Below are 21,481 nucleotides of genomic sequence, written 5' to 3' on the forward strand. Positions count from 1 at the left end.
TCCACGTCAATGCTGTTAATAATTGTAACACACTGAAAATATATTTGATTATTAAATAATTAATATGCTTTTTTATTTTTTTAATAATTTATTTTTATTCATAATATATTTTATAAAATTTTTTTATCCAGTTTATAAAATTGAAAACTATTTGTTAACATTATATTTATTTTATTATTTTTATTTAACATTTCATAATTAAAAAAATACATATTGTATGTATAGCAAATATTAACCCCTCACTATTATCAAATAGTGGGGTTAATATTATTTCATTTGATATATCTTAATATATGCGTGCATGTCTTCCGGAAAATGTATTTTTAAATCATCGAGTGACATCTGCGTCACACCTACTAATTTGAAGTCGTCAAAGAGATTATAGGTTGCATTTTCTTTACCTAACGTGGTCTCATTGATACCCAGTTCAATTGTTTTACCTGCAGCAGCATGAAGCAATGGCTTGAAATGTCTGACTGCTATCTGTTCAATATCTTCAATGATTACTGATTGTCCTCGTGATAATGCTGCAGTCACTAAGCCTTCTTTAGGAGTAACTATCTCATTTTCTTTAATACATTGGCCGTATAGTGTACCTTGTGTCCAGTCCTGATCAGCAACTGCATGCTTAGTATCCTGACTCAATTGTAGTAAATCCAGTATCTGTGGTGTATAGTGACTATTGATGACAATATGTAGAAGTTTAGCAGGAAGCTTATAGTCTCTTTTTTTCGACTGTCCTGCTATATATGTCATCACGGTACTTTTTTTCGGTGCAGCTTTAGCCAGCTGTTCCGCGTATGAAGTGATGGCAGGACTTTCTTCCGCTTCTGTTGGATTGAGCATGGCTTCATACTGAATTTTTGTAAGTTCTGTTACCGACTCATTCCAGTTTTCATCCACAAAGTACTGTGCTCTCAGCATAGGTTCACGGTCTAAATCGTAAATTGTTCGAGCTTGAATATCTCCGTCATATTTAAGTGTAATAGCCGTCGTATCCGTTCTTCCCATAATGATAGGCTCTTTATGCAACGGCTGTTCGATTGTAGCTGTTCCATAAATGCCTCGTTCAGGTGCAGTGCGGTAGATAATGACTTTATCACCTTCCTGCATCTCTGTATAATGTTTGAAACCTTTACGCTCAATACCGTTAACTGTCTTTACATATATCGTATAACTTTCGTTTTCCTTAAAATCCTCCATCTCTTTCATCAGGAAATAGCGGTTGATTTTCTCCTCACCTCTGCCTAGCGACATAATGAATTCATAATCATCCTCACTGATCTGATTAAGCAGCTGTTCTTTCATTCTAAATAATGAAATCTTAAGTTGCTCACTGCGTTCCAGATATTCCTTATCCAGTGGAAGCAATTTTTCTTCATATTTAAAATGGATTTTAATCTGCCCGCGTTTCGGTTCTTCATATTTGATGACTGTACCCGCTCCAAGCAGACCGATCTTATTCTGTACCTGATAGAAGATAACTTTGTCGCCCACTTCAGCACGTTTAAATGCGGCATATCCTTCTGATGGATTGAAGTGAACAGATGAATCAAAGACAGATACCTGCCCCATCAAGTCTTCAAAATGGTTAAAACGATTGTATCCGCAATTTAACCAGAAATATTTCATAGTCTATATCCCTCCCTGTTATTCCGCTTTATTTTTCTGTAAGAGTAAAGCAATCATTGATAATAATAATGTAAATATTGTTTTTTCCTTCAATATCTTTCACCTACTTAAAATGAAGAATAATTAGACTTATACTTGTCACGAGCAGCCATAATAGTGCACCTAGTATGACAGGTTTATAACCTAATTGTCTGAACTGTTTTAAGTCGACTGATAATCCAATCGCACTCATTGCTACTGCTATCATAAAAACAGATATTTTCTTAATTGCAATCAGCACAACCTCAGGAATCGGTATTAGCGTTGCAAAAATGCTGGCAGCACAAAAATAAAGAATAAACCATGGAAAAATGCGTTTAACTGAGACCTGACTTCTATTCAGCCAGACAATTATTAAACAAAGGGGAACTATCATCAGCGCTCTCAGCAATTTAACGATAGTCCCTGTATCCCCTGCTACTGTGCCATATGTATAACCAGCTGCAACAACACTACTCGTATCATTGATAGCTGTTCCTGCAAAATAACCAAATATCGTCTGATCCATATTCATCATATGACCTATAACCGGAAAGGTAAACACTGCAATGATATTAAAGAGAAAAATGGTTGAGATTGCATATGCTACTTCTTCATCATCTGCTTCTATCACTGGACTGACCGCTGCAATAGCTGATCCACCGCAAATAGCTGTGCCGACAGAAATTAATGTACGGATTTTATCATGAATATGCATCATACACCCAATGATGTATCCGGCCAGCAATGCTACCGTTATCGTAACAACAGTAAGGGGCAGGGAAGACCATCCTAGTTCTGCAACTGCTCGAAAATTCAAGGTAAAACCCATCACTATGATGGCCCACTGCAACACTTTCTTAGAACAGAGCTTGATACCGGGTGCTGCTCTGTTCATATCGATGAAAGGACGTATAAACATACCTAATATAATACTGCATACTGCCGCCCCCATAACAGGTATATAATGACCTATAATGGCTGCTATTGAAGCAATGAGCAGACATAAACCGATTCCACGCCATTTCATATTGACACCTCGATGTTATTCTAACATAATGCTATAATATTATAATATCTATTTAAGGAGGACGACATGAAATTTTTAATCAGTACTTGCCTACTCATGTTACTCTTACCACAATCCACATCTGCTGCAGAGCGAACACCCGTTACACTTGATCGTGTAATCGATGGTGACACACTTTCCGTTAAACAAAGCGGACGAAAGAAAACGGTCAGACTTCTACTGGTCGATACACCAGAATCTAAAAAACCAAATACGCCTGTCCAGCCTTACAGCCTGGAAGCGGCCGACTTTACTAAATCACTTGTTTCAAGTTGCAATCTGATTATAGAACATGATTCAAAAGGTCGCTATGATCGTTATAAGCGAGAGCTCGTTTATCTTTACTGTGATGATAAGATGGTTAATGAAATATTAGTTAGAGAAGGATACGCTCGTGTCGGTTATATTTATCAGCAAAAAGATCATCTGACTGAACTGAAAGAAGCTGAACGTCAGGCCCGAACTAAAAGTTTAAAAATCTGGTCTCTCGACGGCTTTGTCAATGAAGACGGTGAAGGGTTCAACTCTACAGAAGCTGAACGTCAGAAAGAGGTAGATGTCGTTGAAAAAATCAGACAGTTACTCTATGAACTTGTAGATGATTTGCTGGATCGCCTAGTTAAAAAAATAGGTCTATAGAAAAAGCGTTGTTTCATAGTTGAAACAACGCCTTTTTTAATGACTTAATGGATAAAGACATACTGACTCATCTGGTAAGCATTAAGTGTTCTATATCCAACTACTGTCGGAACCGTAAGATAATTCATCTCTGACACAAGGATAGTGCCGTCTGGATTAACACGCTCTACAAATGCAACGTGTCCTAAAGGCCCCATTGTCGTCTGTGCAATAGCACCGACAGCTGGTGTATGATCGACGACATAACCGTCATTACGCGCGCCATTTGCCCAGTTATTCGCATTCCACCAGTACGTCGAAATACCTTTACCAATTGCCGCACGACGATTGAACACATGCCATGTACATTGTCCATAATCATATAAGTTCGGATGATTAAAAACCGGTCCTGTCGTTACTACTGTATTCTGAACAGGAACAGGTGTCTGCGTTACCGGTGTAGAAGTTGTAGCTGTACCTCCTGATACAATTAATTGCTGATTCGGAAAAATCAAGTAAGAATTAAGACCATTCCAGCGTTGCAAATCTGCTACAGATACTTTAAACATGCTCCCTATCAATGATAGGCTATCACCAGATTTAACTGTATATTTTCCTGTCGGTGCTGAAGAAATAACCGGTGTAGTCGTTCGTGACGGTACACTTGCAGGAGACTGCGTTATTGATGTACCACTAACTTTTAATCTCTGACCTGGGAAAATCAAATATGAATTCAAGTTATTAAGGCGCATAATATTAGTGTATGTTGTGCCATACTTAGCAGCAATAACAGAAAGACTCTCTCCTGCCTGTACAGTATGGTAACCACTTATCTGAGTCGATGTAGTGTTTGTAGGTGTACGTACTGTAGTTGAACTAGACATTCCAGTTGTTCCAGGTAACTGTAATTTCTGATTTACAAAAATCAGGTTTGATGACAAGTTATTTAATGTTTTAAGTTCGGTCACAGATGTATTGTACTGCATTGCAATCTGCCATAATGAATCATTCGGTTTGACAGTATACTCACTTGCATCTGCCGTATATGAATAGAGTGCACATGCACCAGCTGTTGCCGTTAATGCGTAAACCTTCTTTCTCATATCAATATCCTCCAGGTCTTTATTAATATCTCTATTATGACATATACAAATTACAATACATGTTACAGTTTCCTTTCAAGTTCTATAATTTTATTGAGAGATTGTCAAATAAACGTAACAATCAAGCGTTTTACTCTACATTTAAAGGGTAAATTGAAAGTACTTTTTATCCTACAAATTGAAAGGAAATGATTATAATGACTAAAGAACATTACGCTGGACTTGAGACAGATAAAGAGTATTTAAATCAAGATTCAGAAATAAGGGACGAAAAAGAAGCTTCACTCATCAACGATGGTTTAGGCGTGGCGCCAGATGCTGGAGTCGAAGAGCTTGACCCTCATCCCCCAACTGATAAGAAAATGCTTGAAAAAGATGACGAATAATGTTTGATTTTTTCAATTTTAGTGGCATGACATTATTCATGCTGCTATCCCCTTTCATATTAATAGTAATCATGATGGCTATTTTAATCGGTCAGCTCTCACATCACCTTCGCCAGCAGAAAACTATAATTCAGCAGCAGCAGGAACTCATTCGTTTAACAATCAAATCGATGAATAGGAGAGATAACGATGACAGACGCTAAAAACTATGATTCAAGTATTGATGGTATCGACAAAAACGAGGAACAGCTATCTAATCCTCAGACAGAGCAACAGGATAAACCTGCACGAGACGAAGAAGCTGACGGACGTGGTGAATGAGACAAAAGAGGAGATTCCAGACGGAATCTCCTCTTTTGTCTCATTCAGCAATTATTTCTCCTGTTTTTTGATAATACTTATAGGAAGAAATCAACTTATTATTCTTATCTACTGACTTAAAGCGATAATATGTACCCCTAACATCCTTTTCGATAGCAGGATCAGCCTTTACAAACTGTACTCGGCCACCAGCCATTTTCTCAGTTCTATTTTTATACTTATCTTCAATTAATCTAAGTGCTTGCTCCTGTTTTCTATCAACCGTATAGATGACTTTATCATTAAAGTCAGTGATCAACATCGTTTTCTTAACTGGATTATAGACAAGGTCATAGACAGTGATGACTTTCTTCCACTGATCCCCTGTTGCCTGCGAAGACATAATACGTGTCGTGACAATATGCTGTATCGTTTTCTCAGACTTCATCTGATCAATTGAAAAGTCATCTATTTTGTAACGATCAAAATGACCAGATGGTAATTTATTTCTCAAATATCGATCAGCCTCTGAACCCTTTGCCACATATGGTTCTAGTTGTTTTATGCTGCGTGTGTTAAATGCTGAGGGTGACTGCTGCATATACGCAGTGAGTTGTTGCTCAGCAAGATTTGAGTAATTGATTTCCTCACTAGATGCCACTTGCTGTACTTGTTCTTGTTCAGCGATCCTTTCTTCGCAGCCCACAAGAGTAAGTGTTAGTAAAATTATACCGCCTAGTTTTTTCATCTCTCTTCATCCTTTATCAGCCTTTACGAAAGACCTCAAGATTAATAACCTTTTTTTCCTTCTCATTTTCTTCAATTTGCTCTTGATGCTGGATTTCTTCTTTCATTTCTCCTAGTTTCTTCCCACCATATATCCAGAGACGAGTCTCCTCTAATGCTTTTATAAACAATCGTTCAAACATTTCGAATTCAGGTGTTGATAGATTTTTAGCAAATAACTTAATCATTTCTTCCATGGTCAAATTGGCATCGTTGCTAGCTATGACTAGGAAACGGACGGTATCAAGTAGCTCATCGGTATTGTCCTCACTATGTTCTCCCACAAAATCCAGCAATGCATTCAGTGCTTCTTCATTGCAATGATGATCAGCACCTGCATACTGCTTCAGTTCTTCAAATGACTCAGGCATATAATAATGAGACACATCATAATCAGGTAATGTCTGTCCTGTAAAACCTTCATGAATGACTGGTAAAACAATTAAATCCTCAAGCGGTTCAATTCCTAGCAAGGTAATGATATGAACAAGTCTTTTTTCTGACAACGCCTCATTAAAATAATGGCGATACATTTTATCAAGATGTTGTCGATGGACATAGCCATATAGAAAGAGAGCACCCGTCATAAAGAGTAAATCTTGTTCAAGCTGCTGTCTTTCAGCTTCAATGTTATTCTTGTTCAACGTTTTAATCTCATCAGCCAGATCAAAAGGTATGATCATGCCTTGCTTCGTTTCGAACATTAACAGTGACTGCAGTGAAAAGAATACGCGGCTTTCTGGTACTGGAATAAATTCATGACCTGCTTGAACTGCCTGCATAAACAAATCATATTCATCAGATGGCATGACCTGTAACGTACGTTCCAGATACTCTTTTGTTAAAACTTTATGCCGAATGGATTCTATCATTTCAATCGAGTGCAAATCAGCTGCACTCTCATGCAGCAACTGTTCATAAATGTATTTTAAATCAACTTCATTTAAGTTGAGTAACGCCTCTCTGTAATCCATAATATCACCCTATATCTGTTTTCCTCTATTATAAGTGAGAATTGCGTTAATAAAAAGGGCAATGCGTCCCATATTAAATAACGGAGAAGTCATAGATGGTTGTTGCCTGGAATGTCTCGCTAGCCATCAAACGAATATCTCCAAGCTTATGATGATGAATAGCATCAGGCATACTCTGAGTCTCCAGTGCAATACCTGCCCCTTCTCCGTAATATGTGCCATCTTGTGATGTATAATCTAGTCCACCACCTGTATATGCAATAACGGCAGGGGCACTTGTCTGAATAACAATTTGACGACCAGAATCAGGATGACTCAGTACAATTCTTTTATCTTCAGGTTCTCCTGACAGCATATAGGGATGATCTAATCCTAGACTGACTTTCTTATTTTGACGATAATCTAATTCCTCATTGACTTCAATAAGATTCCCTGTCGGAATTTGATCATCATCTGTCTGAGCAATCTGGTCACTATTAATCATTAGAAAATGGTCCGTTACATCTGACGCTCCGCCGTTAAGATTAAAATAAGTATGATTAGTTGGATTGAATAATGTATCTTCATCGGTAATAGCATAGTAATGAACCGTCCATTTATTGTCTGCACTAATAGTATGAGTAATCTGGACTCGCATATTACCTGGGTAATAATCATCATGCTCCTGTAATTGTGCTGTCATTTTCAAGGCTATTTCCTGACCATCCGGATTTTCAAGAACTTGTGTATCAAACACTTTAAAACTAAGTCCATTTGATCCACCATGAATATGATGCGGCGGAAGATTCTCCTCAAGTTCATATTGCTTACCGTTCAAGTCAAATTTAGCTTCTGCTATTCTTCCACCAACACGTCCGATAGACATACCGAAGTAATTAGGATTTTGCAAATAATCTCCAATGGTATTAAATCCAATGACAACATCAGTAAGTTGCCCTTTATTATCAGGCATCTGTATACTCTGTAGCGCTGCTCCATAATCTATAAATGAAAAGGACATTGTATCAGTGGTTATTGTATAGTTGTGTACAGTCTGTCCCTCTACTATTCCAAAAGATTTTACTTCAACCTTCATTTTTATCACCTCATATCAGTATAGTATGCTCTACCCGTAATTAATGTATTCATACTTTCAATTTGTATAACCATTAAATATAAAAATATATACTAAATTTTCATATTTAATGGTACTCTCTAAATAATGATATTCTGGAGGTGTTTTTATCAAAAATATTGAGCATACACATGAAATATTCGACAGTTTGAATCAGCGCTGGACTTGTACTATATTTAAGAATAATGAATATCGACATGCTCCGTCATTCATGAGACTACAGTGCCGCGCATCTAATTTTGATAAAATACTGGATAGTGCCAATAATCAGCATACTTTACTACGTGTTCTGCATTTCATCACTTTATTCAATAAAACAGCACTGGAAGAAAAAAATCCTTATTATATCAGTTCTGATTATATTATGAACATCAATCCTGATCAGCAAGTTCCTCTATATGAGCAAACTCAATATAAATAAAAAGCATCATCACAACATCGTTAAAGCGGTGTAAAGCACTAAGATGATACCATCAAATAGATGACGTAATTTATTTTCTTTATATCGTTGATGATCAATACTATCCAGAAGACCGACGATAAATAACGCAGCAAGTGTCAGAACGATATATAATGAAATATTTCGCTCCATAGTAAATTGTGCAAATATGAGAATGATGACTAAAATATTAAGAACACGATATAACGTATTCCATTTAATATCTATTTTTTTATTTCCCTTCATTATTACCTCCTTCATCCCATCATGAGTTAATGCGGAATGATGGGCTCTTATAAATATCTTTCAATGTCTTTGGTTATTTTCTCAGGTTCCTTTTGCGGTCCGAAACGTTCTACGACTTGGCCATTACGATCTACAAGGAACTTAGTGAAATTCCATTTAATTGCACTCCCTAAGAGACCCGATGTTTCTTTTTTCAGGTAATCGAAGAGAGGATCCGCCTGATCACCATTCACTTCTACTTTCTCATGCATAGGGAAAGTAACCCCATAGTTCAGACGGCATTCGTTAGCAGCTTCTTCTGCCGTTCCCGGTTCCTGATTTCCAAACTGATTGCACGGAAAACCAAGGACAACAAAGCCTTGTTCTTTATATTGCTGATAAATTTTTTCCAGACCATCAAACTGCTTCGTAAAGCCACACTTACTTGCTGTATTCACAATCAGTACTACTTGTCCTTTATAACGGTCAAGCTGATATAATTCTCCATTGTTAAGCTTTGCCTGATATTCATAAATTGTCATTTAATTGACTCCTTTTGCTCTTTTTCCTTTTATTATATCAGCCTATTACTGTTGCCCCTATTAAATTGCTTAATATTAAAATGCAGAATATCTTCATCAATAATTTCTAATAATATAAAATATGTATATTTTAATACTTAATAATCGTGTTATAATTTGAATAATCAGAATTCAAATAAGGAGGGAAAGGCTTGTCTATCGGACAAAAAATTCGTGAAATACGATTGATGCAAAAATTAACATTGAAAGAAATCGCGTCTCAAACTGATCTCTCTATCCCATTTCTCTCTCAGCTAGAGAGGAATAAATGTAATGCCACAATGGGTTCTCTTCGCAAAATTGCTGATGTACTCAATGTTCATCCCAGTGCTTTTTTTGATTATAATGAAGCTGAACAGCCTGCTGCACAGAACAATAACCTCTTCACTTACTATGATCTCAGCCAGCAAGTAGCAGGGGCTTTTAAACCTTTAAAAGTTTCCATTGAACCGAATGAGCAAATTTCAAAACCTATCGCTCATAAAGGAGCTGAATTTGTTTATTGTTTATCAGGTACACTGACTGTGGTAGTGGCCGATGAAAACTATCATCTGCAGCCACAGCAATCTTTAATGTACGAAGCTACTAAGCCTCATTACTGGTATAATCACTCAGATGACACGGTTACCTTTTTAGTCGTCAATGAAAATTAATAAGCTGCCCCTTAGGACAGCTTATTTTTTGACTCGACTTATATTTTTCTTCTTGCGTTTCTTTTTCCTGCTTTCCACACGCTTATTAATAACGCGGCGTTCCGGCTGCATAATTTCGTTCATTTTGTGACCGCCTAAATGCCAGTTACGTATAGTACGATAAGCATTTATCATATAAGCAGCTGTTTCATCCATTTTAACAGGTGCAAGAACTTTCTCATTTATCATATCGTTAATAATTGACATCAAGTTATCAGGATTATCAATCATTTTCATCATCACTGTAATCGTGTCTCGAATATCTTTTTTCTGATTAATATCATTCATGTAAGGCGATAAATATGAAATGAGCGCATCTAATTCTTCAGAAGGTTCATGGTATTCAAACGCAAAATAACGTTGAAAATCCTCCCACGATGACGGAATATAATACTGACGTTTCTCTTCAATACCTGCGCCATGAAACTGTGCAGCTTCAATTAAAGGATTGAGGACAAAGCCATCTTTAACAGTCGCAATCCCTTGTAATTCCTGTTCTAGCTGCTGTTCAGTCTGTCTACGATTTAAAAAGCGCTCTGCCATTAAGCGATACTGCGAAAGAGAAAAGTAACCATAAAGGTTCACTGCACTGACCAGTAATTTCACTTCATCACTCTGTTCCTGAGCCTGACTTTTTTCCACTACATAACGGCGTAAGTATTCTTTTACGTCTGAAGGAATAAATGCATGTTCTTCAATGATAAAGATAAGATTTTGAACAGGCATCTTTCCTGTAAAGGCCGTTGAATATGTGTCAGCAATTAACAGATGGTTCAGCACATTGTAATCTTCAACAGACATAACATCAAACATCTTATCTGCAGCTGAAAGATCCTTGAAAATATGTGTCACAATTAAATGGATCAAATCTTCTTTTTTCTTATTTGAATAACCTTTAATCTCATAGAACTTACAGATTTTCTTCAATGTCTCTAACTTTTCATTCCATAGGAAATATGAAAGCGGCTGTTCAAAATGTCTGATTTCTTCTTCTGTCATCGTCTTAATATTTAATTTACTTGCCATAATACACCTCAATCATCTTATTTCACTTACTGCTATTATAACGAAACTTCGTTCACCTTGTATAGGACCTTATATTCCGAACATAAAAAACCTTGCATTCACAAGGTTTTACTTTCTTCTGGCTGATATAATTAAATGCTTAGGTCTACGTAATTCATCTTTTATGTCCGGATCGTCATCTCTATTTCTTTCGGCAGAGAGAGACTCATTAATGCCTTTAATGACAAAGTTCTCTTCAATCAGCACACTTAAATAGTGACTGAGTGTGCGGTGATATTTGATCACACCATCTGATTGTTGTCGTTCTCCTTCACGATGATACATATCAACGGGCCAATGTATACGATTATTTTCAGCATCATAGACCCAGTCCTGGGAACCATGTGCAGTATAGATAGGATGCTCAATCATAAAAAGGAATGTCCCATTTATAGTCAGAATATGCTTTACCGCTTCTACTACATCTTCAAAATCAGGTAAGTAATGAAGCGCCAGTGAACTGATGACGATATCAAATTCATGCGCTTCAAAATTCAGTTCATCGAGCTGGTCAATAGACCCTTGTAAAAAGCGAATTTTATCGGCATGCGGCTGTTCAAGAGCAAGTGTCAGCATTTTTTCTGATAAATCCACACCTACTACATGGCTCGCTCCTTGTTCTACGGCATAATTACAATGTCGTCCATCACCACATCCAAGGTCGAGTACATGTGTACCTTCAAGGTCGGGCATCATCTTGAAATATATATCTTCATCTAATGATGTTATCTGTATATTTCTATCATGGTTCGCCATAGTTATCTCCTTTAATACCTAAATTCTGTCACTAGGCTAAGAACATCTTGATTTCTTCAGCAAAACGCTCAGATTCTTCAACAAGTGGCGCATGACCGGAATGCTCAAACAATACCATACGACCATTCGGAATACGTTCCGCTATATATTGACTCTCCTCAGGTGCATTCAGATTATCATATCTTCCTGCAATTAATAGAGTTTCATTCGGCAATTTATTCAATGTCTCTCTATAGTCAAAGCCCGTAATGCTTCTTGAAGCAGCAGCTTCTTCATTAGCATCCAGCTGACTGTAATCATTCACTAACTGCTGCCATGATCGCACTTTTTCCTGATTATAGTATATATGGTGATCAAGGATTTTTTTAACTTCTTCTTTAGGTTTATTTTTAATTTCATTCCGGTGCTCCATCATAAGTCTTGCAAATGAACTGACAGTAGCATGCGCTTTAGCACCTACCAGTATAAGTTTATCAACTTTTCTCGGGTATCTCGAAGTCACACCGAGTGCTATGTATGAACCCATTGAATAGCCAAGAAGGTGTGCTTTTTTCAGTTGAAGGTGAGAGAGCAGTTCAAGACAATCATCAATATGATCATCGATTGTATAACTGTAAGGACGATCAGATTGGCCATGACCACGTACATCATAGGTGATAACTTGATACGTTGCAGAGAGCTGCTCTTTATTATATTCAAACATTCTCATATTCCCGTTCATACCGTGGATCATGATGAGTGGTTCACCGGAGCCTGTTATTTCATAGTTTATTTTAGTACCGTCTGACGATTTAAATACACTCATCTTAAGCTCCTCCTTTTTACTCCTTTACCCGATTTTTAAATTTATAACGATATTATTGTAAATAAAAAAGAAACACACAATGTGTTTCTTAGACCTTCGTTTCAGTAGAAAGAAATTTTTGAACATCTTCCAGGAAGCGTTCTTTTTCTTCAATCATAGGAGCATGGCCACTATTTTCATATAAGAAATGATAACTATTCGGTATTTCCTGACTCAATCTTTTTCCGTTATCCGGCTTTATCAGCTCATCATGCTCACCGCTGATAATTAATGTCGGTGCTGTAATCTGATGTGCATTTATCATTAAATCAATCTCTTCAGTAGAACGATTAATCGCTTTTCTTTCCAGCTTTGTCGTTCCCTTTTCAGTATCGAGCAAGGATTTTTTCCATTTTGCTACTTTTTTAGCATCATGGTACATATATTGTTCCATTATTTTATTACGTTTTTCTGGTTTAACGGTTCTCAATATATTCGAGTATTGAGCAAGAAACCGGTCTTCAGAGACATTGAAGGGTTCTGTTCCCACGCTGATTAACACAAGACGCTGAATGATTTCAGGGTAACTTGCTGCAAGTGTACACGCAATCATGCCACCCAGTCCATAGCCCATAAAGTGAGCCTGCTTAATCATTAACTCATCCATAACGGCAAGTACATCTTCTAAATAATCATATACTGTAATCTTAAACGGCTTATCAGAATAACCATGACCTCTAAGATCAATCTTGATTAACTGATAGTCTTCCTTTAATGCTGTCTCAAATTCATTGAACATCGTTGTGTTCATATACTGTCCGTGCAACATAATAAGAGGATAACCTTTTCCAACTACTTCATAGTTAATCGCAATATCATTTTCCGTTACTATTATATTCATCATATACTCCTAGTCTCTTGTAATTTTTCCGAGCTCCAGCACATCTGACCTATTATCCAGCTTATAGTCTTTTGTATATTCCAGAATCTTAATTGTACAATTAGGTCCAATCGTCACTTCATCACCACGTACCAGTTCTGCGATCACATTTTCCAGATATATAGTGCCGCCGTCTATATGGTCTACTTTAAGCAGGTGATCGTTATCTTTAAAAATCAACGCCTGTCTTTTAGCATCTACCTTTATATCATTAGCAGTTATGCTTGACGCCTCGCAGTCATCTGTGAGAATAAAATCCAGACGCTCTGCTCTTATATCTTTTACTTTAAATGATCCTTCAAAAGATAAAGTCTGGCCCTCAATTCGTCCTGAACTGATGATTTCACCAGATGATTCAATATGCTCTGCCTTTAAATCTTTTTTCAGTTCTATCAGCCCTTCATTGCTGACTTTTGAACCTATTACATTCTCCTCAACAAACAGACGTCCTTTTTTGTCATTCACCAGCTCCTGAGTTTCTAATGTAGAATGTATGCTAAGAACCCCTGAGTTAGTGATATAAGGTGCATTGAGACGTCCTTCAATAGTTGCTGACTCTCGCACATTCAATTCATTTGCTTCTACACTTGACGTAAAAGTAGTAGGTTCTTCTACATTAATCAACTCAAAAATCCCGCCTTGCTGAATATTCATATGCACTCACAGCCTTTTGTATTGTTTTTTATGTTATACCCATTCTGCTAAAATAGTAACGACTGATAAAGGAGGATACTAAATGAAAAAACATATCGATCAGCATGATTATAATATCTTTAAAATTAACACTATACAGATGTCGCTCAATGATAAAGTAGGTCAGTTCTATCAGATTGTTCCTCCTGACTGGGTTAATATTATCGCCTTTCATAAAGGGCAGCTGATTATGGAACGACAATTCCGCATCGGAGTTGAAGAGCAGGTTCTCGAACTGCCTGCCGGCATCATTGAAAAGAATGAAGATATCGTACAAGCTGCCGAACGTGAGCTCCTTGAAGAAACCGGTTATAGCGGACGGGGGCAACTCATCGGGACTCTAATACCTAACCCAGCCATACAGACTAATCGCTGTCATACAGTACTCATTCCAGAAACTTGCGATACAGGCCAGTCTTCTCCCGATACATTCGAGACAATCGAGACTCTATTAATGACTGAAGAGCAAGTGAAAAAAGCTATACGCAGCGGCGAAATACAAAATGCACTTCACCTTGCATCTCTGTATCAATATCAATTATATTATTAGAAAAATTTATTTTTGCGATCTGTTTTATTATCCAGCAAGTCTCCCATCCATCCCTTGCCTTTCAGATAAACAAAAATACCATAAGTGACGCCGAGCATTGCGAGAATTGCGATAAGATAACCATATTGCCAGTCAAGTTCAGGCATATTCTTAAAATTCATTCCCCATATCGCACCCAGTAATGTGGCGGGCGCAAATAAAGCCGTAAATATTGTCAGTGTTTTTGTAATCTCATTTCCTCGATATGAAGAGACGAGATTCTCGAAATCGAGTAAGGCATCGATTTCTTCTTCATAGGCATTAATCAGAAAACGTGCACGTTTTACTCGCGCTTCCATCTGGTGATAATATTTACTTTCTTTAATTTCCTTGCCAAATGCCTCTTCTGTCATCATAAAAAGTTCAGTCACTGTTACAATCTGAGACTTACAGAGTAGTAACTGATGATCAGCTTCTGCTACTTGATCTAAAATTTTAATATTATTGCGCTTCTTTACTTCCCACAGAATAGAGTGAAGTTTATTTTCAAACTCATCAATCTGATTCATATAGGAATAAGTGGTACTTTTAATAATGATATAGAAAGTATCCAGTGCTGAACGCTTACTCTTATCTCTTAATAATTCTTCCTCTGAATATTGGAGCATTTTTGGTACATCTATATCCATCAGCATAAGGTGCTGATCATCCAGATAGAACTGAAAATCTTCATAATCCATTTCATCCTCAAGATTTTGATAATAAATGTGAGAACCCCATATAGATTCGTAATCCTCACGTGTTTCAAGTTTTAATATATTATCTCTTAGCTGACTGATTTCTGTCATCTGCCCGGTCCATGGATAATGCAGATGATTGAGCGCGTCCGTTACGTCCTGATATCGAGTCCAGCTACCTTCAAAATAATGATAAATCATGTTCACTTCAGTCCTCCTCGTGCTTCTTTTTTCAGCATCATCAGCAACAATAACGGCAGACCAGCCAGCGATAAAGGAACACTGACAGGTAGCTGAATAGGCGCCAATAAGTTATTACCCAGGAAATCAGCGCTCATAACTGCAATGCTGCCTGTTATTCCTACTGACCAGAACTGCTTCATTCCGCTGAATAGTTGCGGAATAATAAGTCCTACAAAACCGATTATACCTGTTGTACTGATCAGAACAGCTGTCATAACTGATGCAATACTGAGTGATATGTAAATAATTATCTGATCGTTGATGCCTACGCCACGTGCAAGTGTCTCTCCACTTGCTACAATAGTGATTGCTCTGGCCAGCCAGAATAGACCTGCTGTTCCTACCAGGGTAAGGGGCATAAGCAGTCCTATATCAGTCCATGTTGCTGTGCCAATGCTGCCAAATAAGTAGTTCATCAGCTGTCTCGAACGTCCTGGCCATAATACAACGAGGCCGTATAAAGCACTTGAACAGAAAAAGTTAATGAATAAACCGAATAAAATCATACCGATTCTCTGACTCCTTCTGAAATAAGTATGCGTAAGATAGATAATGAACAACAATGCTAGCAGGCTCATCATGATACTCACCATCACTACTGATATACCGAGAATAATACCTAAGGCACTCCCTAGACTCGCACTACCCGCAAGACCCAGCGTAAAGGAATCTGCGAGCTTATTGCCAAATACCGTTTGGAAAACCAGTCCTGTTACCGCCAGAATAAAACCTGCAAGCAGTCCGAGTAATGTACGAGGTAAACGAATATCACGTATAATCATCCAGTCAAATGCATCAGCCGGCCAAAGATGACCTTTGACAAAAAATAGATGACAGAATGTCACTATACTTAATATGATAAGCAGTTTAATCATCAAGTGCCTTTGCAAGTTCCTCCAACCCCTTTGCCATTCTCGGTCCCGGCCGCGTTATCCAGTCATCATTAAGTGTGATGACCTTTGTTTTATCCAGACCTGGGCGTCCTTTGACCTTTTTGACATATACTTCTTTAGAAATACCTGTAGTTGACACCATTACATCCGGCTGTCTTCTCACGACCGTTTCAAGTGCAACCGGCTGCCATCCATGAAGATCGTGAAAGACATTCTCCATCCCAAGTTGCGTCAGCATATCATCAAACAGAGTCTCACGTCCAGCCGTATAAATATCCGGTTCAGAGGACACCTCAATAAATATTTTTCTTTTTACCAGATGTTGAAAATGCTGCTTCACGGCAGCAATCTCCTGGTTCAGTTGTTCTGCTACTTTTTGACCCTCCTTTTTATGACCCGCTGCTTCAGCAACCTGCATAATAGTGTCATCAATATCCTCTATTCTTTTGGCTTCCTTAATATAGACTACTTTGATTCCTTTCTTTTCAAGCGCATCAAGGACTTTCTGCTGACTTGTCCTGGCAGACTCATGTGTCACAATAAGAGATGGTTTTACGCGCAGCAGCTGCTCTTTATTAAGGTTAAAACCATCAAATTTTTCTTTATTATGAACATCAGCAGGATAATCATCGTTCGTCGTAACACCTACGACTTTGTCACCAAGCCCCATCTCATATAATATTTCAGTATTGCTCGGCATCAGACTGACAATTCGTTCTGAATCTTGATGTGCCTGACACCCAGACAATAGAAGCAGCAGCAATACAATAATCCACTTTTTCATCATCTTCTCCTTTATGCTAAAAAAATAGCGGAACTGATGAGCAGTTCCGCTATGACTTACATTTTTTCTGGTGCAGATACACCTACAAGAGTCAGTGCATTCTTCAAAGTGATACGAACCGCTTCAATCATCGCAACATGTGCCTTTGATTTCTCTTTATCATCTGTCAGCACTTTCTCAGCATTATAGAACTTATGGAAATGGCTTGCCAAGTCCTGGATATAGTTCGTAATACGATGTGGTGCACGACTTTCAGCAGCTGATTCAATCGTACCTTCGAAATCTGCTACGCGTTTAAGCAGTTCGAATGCTTTGTCATTTGTAATCAGACTGAAGTCAGCATCCTGTGACACTTCAATTCCCTGCTCTTTTGCAGCACGGATAATAGAACAAATTCGTGCATGAGCATATTGAGCATAATAAACAGGATTATCACTCGACTCACTCTTTGCGAGTTCCATATCAAAGTCAAAGTGTGTATCCGCACTACGCATCGTCAAGAAGTAACGAGCAGCATCGATTCCGACTTCATCCATGATGTCACGAAGTGTGATAGCATTACCAGTCCGTTTACTCATCTTCATCTCCTGACCGTCTTTCATCAGACGCACCATCTGCATAACTTGTACTTCCAGACGCTTCGCATCAAACCCTAATGTTTCGAGTGAAGCTTTCAGACGTGGGATATAACCATGATGGTCAGCACCAAACAAGTTAATCAACGTATCATTGCCACGCTCAATTTTGTCATAATGATAAGCGATATCTGGTAAGAAATAAGTATAAGTGCCATCATTTTTAATAAGCACCCGGTCTTTATCATCACCGAAATCAGTCGTACGTAACCATGTCGCATCATCCTGGTCAAAAAGATAACCATTATCCTTTAATTTTGTAAGCGCCGCTTCGATTTTACCAGCCTCATAGAGTGATGTCTCACTGAACCAGTTATCAAAATGGACGTTGAAATCAGCTAAATCCTGTTTTAGTTTTCTCATTTCATATTCAAGTCCAAGTTTACGGAATGCTTTAATACGTTCTGTACTATCCATCTCTTTGTAACTCGCATCTTTACGCGCCAGATCTTCTGCAATACCAATGATGTCTTTACCATGGTAGCCGTCTGCAGGTAACTCGGCCTCCTCACCTAGCGCCTGCAGGTAACGCGCTTCGATGGAATACGCCAAATTTTCAATCTGTTTTCCTGCATCATTGATATAGTACTCACGTTGAACATCATAACCAGCCGCTGCAAGAACATTGGCAAGCGTATCACCTACCGCAGCATTACGCGCATGACCAATATGCAGATCTCCAGTCGGATTCGCCGATACGTATTCAAGCAGGATATTCTTTGCTTTTTTATCAGTTTGATGACCAAACTGATTCTGCTGCTTTAATACTTGTGGAATTACTTCTGTTAAATAGCTGTTATCCATGTAGAAGTTAATAAAACCCGGTCCGGCAATTTCAACTTTTTCAACATGCGCTTTAGAAGCATCAAGATGATTAACAATAAGTTGTGCTATCTCACGTGGATTACGTTTCGCCAGTTTAGTGAGTACCATCGCAATATTAGATGAATAGTCACCATTAGCTGTATCTTTCGGTGTCTCAATCTTAATTTCCGGTACGTCCTCTACAAGACCTGCTTGCAGAATTGCTGTCTTAATTTCTTCAATCAAAGTATTTTTAAGCTGATTGACAATATTCATTGCATTCTCTCCTTATAATCTAGCTGATATTTAAACTCTCCATGACTGACACCTCGTTCACTGAGCTCATATTCAATGACCAGACGTCCTCCGACAGATAATTTCTTATATTCAAGTTTAGTGGTATGAACATCCATCACTGTACGACCTGCGGGTGTCTCATACATATTTTGTGTGACCTTGCCTTCGACAAATAAAAAGTCCATATTGATAGCGCCCTGGCGTGAAATCCTGATCGCACCAGGTTCGAGCTTAACCCTTACCTTTATTATTTCATCGTCTACTTGTTCATTATACAAAAGATAAGGCACGCGTTTTTCAATCAGCTTACCGATACTTTCACCTTTGAACTTAAGATTTTCATTATTTTGTTTAATTTTCTGCTCAGTTGATACCCATATATCCATATTATTCACCTGCTAACAGTATAACAAAAAATAAAGAAAGCAGGTACAGAGACCTGCTTTCTTTATTGTCCTAGCTATTTTTATAGCTATATTAATCTTACGACTCTAAGCTTAAAAATTCAAGTTGCTTCACTGTTCTGACACATTTAACTGCGATTTCAGTTCGCTTGGCGCATTATTCCACATCTCAGCATTGTGTTGCTTGAGAAAATCAGCGAGAATTTTTTTATTATCACCACCAATTTGCTCTAAAATAATATAATGCTTCATTGATTTATCCATCATATTGACATGCTCATGCATCCGCTTGAAGGCACGCTTCTTCGTTTTATTAACGAGCATATAACAAGCTGTGACACCGGCATAGTAAGGTCCTTCAGCGCCTCGTTCAGTTGTCACCCAGACCAGCCAGTATGGTTTTGCATCCGGGCCTTTCACTTCCTCTTCATCGTCTATCCATTTGACCCGCTTCTCTACTTCACTTCTTGCATGCATCGCACCTATATCGATAAATGCATGCTGTTCAAGTACATCTATAAAAACAGGGGCCACATTTTCAAGACTGATGGAACCTGCATTCGTTCCTTTATGCCCATCAAGCGGATCATTTTTTATAATATTGAATTGAAACTGTGCCATTATATTCACCTCTAATTTAATTCATTAAGTAAGTTGATGATCGAACCTTTAATTTCTGGATCTTCGATGTTCACAATCATTTCCTTTGGATAGTACAGCTTATAATCCATCCGATTAATCCCTGTAATACTATTGATAATAACTGACTGTGTACTGATTTCCTTTATTATGTCCTGACGTGTCAGCAGATGAATCGGCTTTCGGTTGTTTTTGGAACCTGGCCTATCATAGTCATAAGGTAAATCGCTGAATGCATCAGAGACAAAATAATATTCAGGATCAATCCCTGCTTGAGTGAACAGATCCGTCAGCTCTCCGATCGTGATGACAGACCCGTCAAAAGGCAGATACTTAAAGAGATCTCTATTGACAAAACGTCGTGATAAATCACTCAATATTGCATCTTCTTCCTCCATCCATTCCTGAAGATAGAAAAATAAAATAGTTTCATCAAGTCTTAAATAATCCTGAACAGACACTTCCTCGCTAAAAAATGGCAGGAGATGTCGCGGTACTGAATTGAATGAATAGCCTGTTTCATATAAGACTTTTACACGTTTAAAACAGCGATTCAATAGCACCTCTCCCCCGCGACTGACCGGATGAAAATAAATCTGCCAGTACATCTGATAGCGGCTCATGAGATAATCTTCTACTGCATGCATGCCGCTTTCTTTAATCACAACCTCATCCTCTGTCGGACGCATCAGTCTTAATATACGCTCCATATCAAAGCTACCGTAGCTGACACCAGTATGATAAGCATCCCGCTGCAGATAATCCATACGGTCTGCATCAATCTGCGAAGAAATCATAGAGATTACGAGTTTATTCTGATGCGTTTTATTGATGACATCTGCCACTTCCTGTGCAAAACCTGGATGAACCCGGGACAGCACCGCATTTACTTCAGTATCACCCGTGATAATCGCTTGTGTATAGGCTTCGTGATCAGTACCGAATATTTTTTCAAAACAGTGAGAAAATGGACCATGACCTAAATCATGAAGGAGCGCCGCACATAATGCAAGCGGTCTATCTTCATCATGCCAGGCAGGTCTATTTCTGAAGATTTCATCAATCATTCTTCTGACAATTTCATAGACGCCGAGAGAATGAGTGAATCTTGAATGTTCAGCTGACGGGAATGATAGGTAGAGTGTGCCGAGCTGTTTAATACGTCTTAACCGCTGAAATTCCTTAGTCTTAATAAGATCCCAGATCAACTGATCTCTGACATGAATATAGCGGTGGACCGGATCTTTGAAAACTTTTTCTTCAGGCATTTTCTGAAATTGATAGCTCATTCGTTTCCTCCAGCATAGTATGGCTTAATTTTACCATAAAAAAAAGAAACGC

The 21,481-nt window shown here is 38.0% G+C and carries 27 protein-coding genes; 7 read left to right on the plus strand and 20 right to left on the minus strand.

Annotation, left to right across the window (positions count from 1 at the left end; genetic code table 11):
• Positions 1 to 267: 267 nt before the first annotated feature.
• Together ERX37_RS09800 and ERX37_RS09805 are read right to left on the minus strand one after the other, a co-directional pair.
• Positions 268 to 1,632 (minus strand): hypothetical protein, encoded by a 1,365-nt coding sequence (locus ERX37_RS09800; protein WP_133430501.1) that lies wholly within the window; start codon positions 1,630 to 1,632, stop codon positions 268 to 270.
• 103 nt (positions 1,633 to 1,735) lie between these two features.
• Positions 1,736 to 2,680, minus strand: a complete 945-nt coding sequence (locus ERX37_RS09805; protein ID WP_133430502.1) for a YeiH family protein — start codon at positions 2,678 to 2,680, stop codon at positions 1,736 to 1,738.
• Positions 2,681 to 2,746: 66 nt separating this feature from the next.
• Between ERX37_RS09805 and ERX37_RS09810 the strand changes: the two genes are divergently transcribed.
• Complete coding sequence (locus tag ERX37_RS09810; protein ID WP_133430503.1) at positions 2,747 to 3,358, plus strand: thermonuclease family protein; 612 nt, start codon at positions 2,747 to 2,749, stop codon at positions 3,356 to 3,358.
• 44 nt (positions 3,359 to 3,402) lie between these two features.
• Here ERX37_RS09810 and ERX37_RS09815 read toward each other — a convergent pair whose 3' ends face one another.
• Positions 3,403 to 4,440, minus strand: coding sequence for a LysM peptidoglycan-binding domain-containing protein (locus tag ERX37_RS09815; RefSeq protein WP_133430504.1), 1,038 nt, complete (start codon positions 4,438 to 4,440; stop codon positions 3,403 to 3,405).
• Between the two features lie 197 nt (positions 4,441 to 4,637).
• Here ERX37_RS09815 and ERX37_RS09820 point away from each other — a divergent pair, with 197 nt between their 5' ends.
• Genes ERX37_RS09820 through ERX37_RS11730 form a run of 3 tightly spaced genes read left to right on the plus strand, consistent with a single transcriptional unit; the run spans position 4,638 to position 5,147 of the window.
• Positions 4,638 to 4,826: a hypothetical protein gene (locus ERX37_RS09820; protein WP_133430505.1), complete on the plus strand. Its 189-nt coding sequence runs from the start codon at positions 4,638 to 4,640 to the stop codon at positions 4,824 to 4,826.
• A complete protein-coding gene (locus tag ERX37_RS09825) occupies positions 4,826 to 5,029 on the plus strand; it encodes a hypothetical protein (RefSeq protein WP_133430506.1) in 204 nt (67 codons plus the stop codon). Before ERX37_RS09820 ends, ERX37_RS09825 begins: the two co-directional genes overlap by 1 nt.
• Positions 5,016 to 5,147, plus strand: coding sequence for a hypothetical protein (locus ERX37_RS11730; protein WP_268234331.1), 132 nt, complete (start codon positions 5,016 to 5,018; stop codon positions 5,145 to 5,147). The genes ERX37_RS09825 and ERX37_RS11730 overlap by 14 nt, the downstream gene beginning before the upstream one ends.
• A 40-nt stretch (positions 5,148 to 5,187) precedes the next feature.
• Here ERX37_RS11730 and ERX37_RS09830 read toward each other — a convergent pair whose 3' ends face one another.
• The 3 genes from ERX37_RS09830 to ERX37_RS09840 form a co-directional block, all read right to left on the minus strand.
• Positions 5,188 to 5,874: a TcaA NTF2-like domain-containing protein gene (locus ERX37_RS09830; protein WP_133430507.1), complete on the minus strand. Its 687-nt coding sequence runs from the start codon at positions 5,872 to 5,874 to the stop codon at positions 5,188 to 5,190.
• A gap of 16 nt (positions 5,875 to 5,890) precedes the next feature.
• Positions 5,891 to 6,886 carry a hypothetical protein gene (locus tag ERX37_RS09835; RefSeq protein WP_133430508.1) on the minus strand — a complete coding sequence of 332 codons (996 nt, stop codon included), beginning with the start codon at positions 6,884 to 6,886 and terminating at the stop codon, positions 5,891 to 5,893.
• A 73-nt stretch (positions 6,887 to 6,959) separates the two neighbouring features.
• Positions 6,960 to 7,961, minus strand: a complete 1,002-nt coding sequence (locus tag ERX37_RS09840; RefSeq protein WP_133430509.1) for an aldose epimerase family protein — start codon at positions 7,959 to 7,961, stop codon at positions 6,960 to 6,962.
• 250 nt (positions 7,962 to 8,211) lie between these two features.
• Here ERX37_RS09840 and ERX37_RS09845 point away from each other — a divergent pair, with 250 nt between their 5' ends.
• Positions 8,212 to 8,421: a hypothetical protein gene (locus ERX37_RS09845; RefSeq protein ID WP_133430510.1), complete on the plus strand. Its 210-nt coding sequence runs from the start codon at positions 8,212 to 8,214 to the stop codon at positions 8,419 to 8,421.
• Positions 8,422 to 8,430: 9 nt separating this feature from the next.
• Here the strand turns inward: ERX37_RS09845 and ERX37_RS09850 are convergent, their stop codons facing one another.
• Positions 8,431 to 8,685: a hypothetical protein gene (locus ERX37_RS09850; protein ID WP_133430511.1), complete on the minus strand. Its 255-nt coding sequence runs from the start codon at positions 8,683 to 8,685 to the stop codon at positions 8,431 to 8,433.
• 47 nt (positions 8,686 to 8,732) lie between these two features.
• Positions 8,733 to 9,206 carry a glutathione peroxidase gene (locus ERX37_RS09855; RefSeq protein WP_133430512.1) on the minus strand — a complete coding sequence of 158 codons (474 nt, stop codon included), beginning with the start codon at positions 9,204 to 9,206 and terminating at the stop codon, positions 8,733 to 8,735.
• Positions 9,207 to 9,397: 191 nt separating this feature from the next.
• Between ERX37_RS09855 and ERX37_RS09860 the strand changes: the two genes are divergently transcribed.
• Complete coding sequence (locus tag ERX37_RS09860; RefSeq protein ID WP_133430513.1) at positions 9,398 to 9,898, plus strand: helix-turn-helix domain-containing protein; 501 nt, start codon at positions 9,398 to 9,400, stop codon at positions 9,896 to 9,898.
• Positions 9,899 to 9,919: 21 nt separating this feature from the next.
• Here ERX37_RS09860 and ERX37_RS09865 read toward each other — a convergent pair whose 3' ends face one another.
• The 5 genes from ERX37_RS09865 to ERX37_RS09885 form a co-directional block, all read right to left on the minus strand.
• Positions 9,920 to 10,963: a hypothetical protein gene (locus ERX37_RS09865; protein ID WP_133430514.1), complete on the minus strand. Its 1,044-nt coding sequence runs from the start codon at positions 10,961 to 10,963 to the stop codon at positions 9,920 to 9,922.
• 108 nt (positions 10,964 to 11,071) lie between these two features.
• Complete coding sequence (locus ERX37_RS09870; protein ID WP_133430515.1) at positions 11,072 to 11,758, minus strand: class I SAM-dependent methyltransferase; 687 nt, start codon at positions 11,756 to 11,758, stop codon at positions 11,072 to 11,074.
• Between the two features lie 31 nt (positions 11,759 to 11,789).
• The gene (locus tag ERX37_RS09875) at positions 11,790 to 12,563 is read right to left on the minus strand and encodes an alpha/beta fold hydrolase (protein WP_133430516.1); all 774 of its coding nucleotides are present in this window, start codon (positions 12,561 to 12,563) and stop codon (positions 11,790 to 11,792) included.
• An 88-nt stretch (positions 12,564 to 12,651) separates the two neighbouring features.
• Entirely contained in the window at positions 12,652 to 13,443 is a 792-nt protein-coding gene (locus ERX37_RS09880) for an alpha/beta fold hydrolase (protein ID WP_165982037.1), read from the minus strand.
• A 9-nt stretch (positions 13,444 to 13,452) separates the two neighbouring features.
• The gene (locus tag ERX37_RS09885; protein WP_208001688.1) at positions 13,453 to 14,142 is read right to left on the minus strand and encodes a hypothetical protein; all 690 of its coding nucleotides are present in this window, start codon (positions 14,140 to 14,142) and stop codon (positions 13,453 to 13,455) included.
• A 76-nt stretch (positions 14,143 to 14,218) separates the two neighbouring features.
• Here ERX37_RS09885 and ERX37_RS09890 point away from each other — a divergent pair, with 76 nt between their 5' ends.
• Positions 14,219 to 14,725 carry an NUDIX hydrolase gene (locus tag ERX37_RS09890; RefSeq protein WP_133430519.1) on the plus strand — a complete coding sequence of 169 codons (507 nt, stop codon included), beginning with the start codon at positions 14,219 to 14,221 and terminating at the stop codon, positions 14,723 to 14,725.
• Here ERX37_RS09890 and ERX37_RS09895 read toward each other — a convergent pair.
• From ERX37_RS09895 to ERX37_RS09925, 7 genes are all read right to left on the minus strand, one after another.
• Complete coding sequence (locus ERX37_RS09895; protein WP_229713242.1) at positions 14,722 to 15,642, minus strand: magnesium transporter CorA family protein; 921 nt, start codon at positions 15,640 to 15,642, stop codon at positions 14,722 to 14,724. The two genes, ERX37_RS09890 and ERX37_RS09895, sit on opposite strands and share 4 nt — an antisense overlap.
• A 2-nt stretch (positions 15,643 to 15,644) precedes the next feature.
• Positions 15,645 to 16,574, minus strand: a complete 930-nt coding sequence (locus ERX37_RS09900) for a FecCD family ABC transporter permease (RefSeq protein ID WP_133430521.1) — start codon at positions 16,572 to 16,574, stop codon at positions 15,645 to 15,647.
• Complete coding sequence (locus ERX37_RS09905) at positions 16,552 to 17,361, minus strand: ABC transporter substrate-binding protein (protein WP_165982038.1); 810 nt, start codon at positions 17,359 to 17,361, stop codon at positions 16,552 to 16,554. The genes ERX37_RS09900 and ERX37_RS09905 overlap by 23 nt, the downstream gene beginning before the upstream one ends.
• A gap of 56 nt (positions 17,362 to 17,417) precedes the next feature.
• Positions 17,418 to 19,076 (minus strand): arginine--tRNA ligase, encoded by a 1,659-nt coding sequence (argS, locus tag ERX37_RS09910; RefSeq protein WP_133430523.1) that lies wholly within the window; start codon positions 19,074 to 19,076, stop codon positions 17,418 to 17,420.
• Complete coding sequence (locus ERX37_RS09915) at positions 19,073 to 19,483, minus strand: YwiB family protein (RefSeq protein ID WP_133430524.1); 411 nt, start codon at positions 19,481 to 19,483, stop codon at positions 19,073 to 19,075. Before ERX37_RS09915 ends, argS begins: the two co-directional genes overlap by 4 nt.
• A 129-nt stretch (positions 19,484 to 19,612) precedes the next feature.
• On the minus strand, positions 19,613 to 20,122 hold the full coding sequence (locus ERX37_RS09920; RefSeq protein WP_133430525.1) for a YwhD family protein: 510 nt from the start codon (positions 20,120 to 20,122) through the stop codon (positions 19,613 to 19,615).
• 11 nt (positions 20,123 to 20,133) lie between these two features.
• The gene (locus ERX37_RS09925; RefSeq protein WP_133430526.1) at positions 20,134 to 21,429 is read right to left on the minus strand and encodes an HD domain-containing protein; all 1,296 of its coding nucleotides are present in this window, start codon (positions 21,427 to 21,429) and stop codon (positions 20,134 to 20,136) included.
• Between the last annotated feature and the right edge of the window lie 52 nt (positions 21,430 to 21,481).

Source organism: Macrococcus hajekii (assembly GCF_004359505.1).
GTDB classification, from domain to species: domain Bacteria; phylum Bacillota; class Bacilli; order Staphylococcales; family Staphylococcaceae; genus Macrococcus; species Macrococcus hajekii.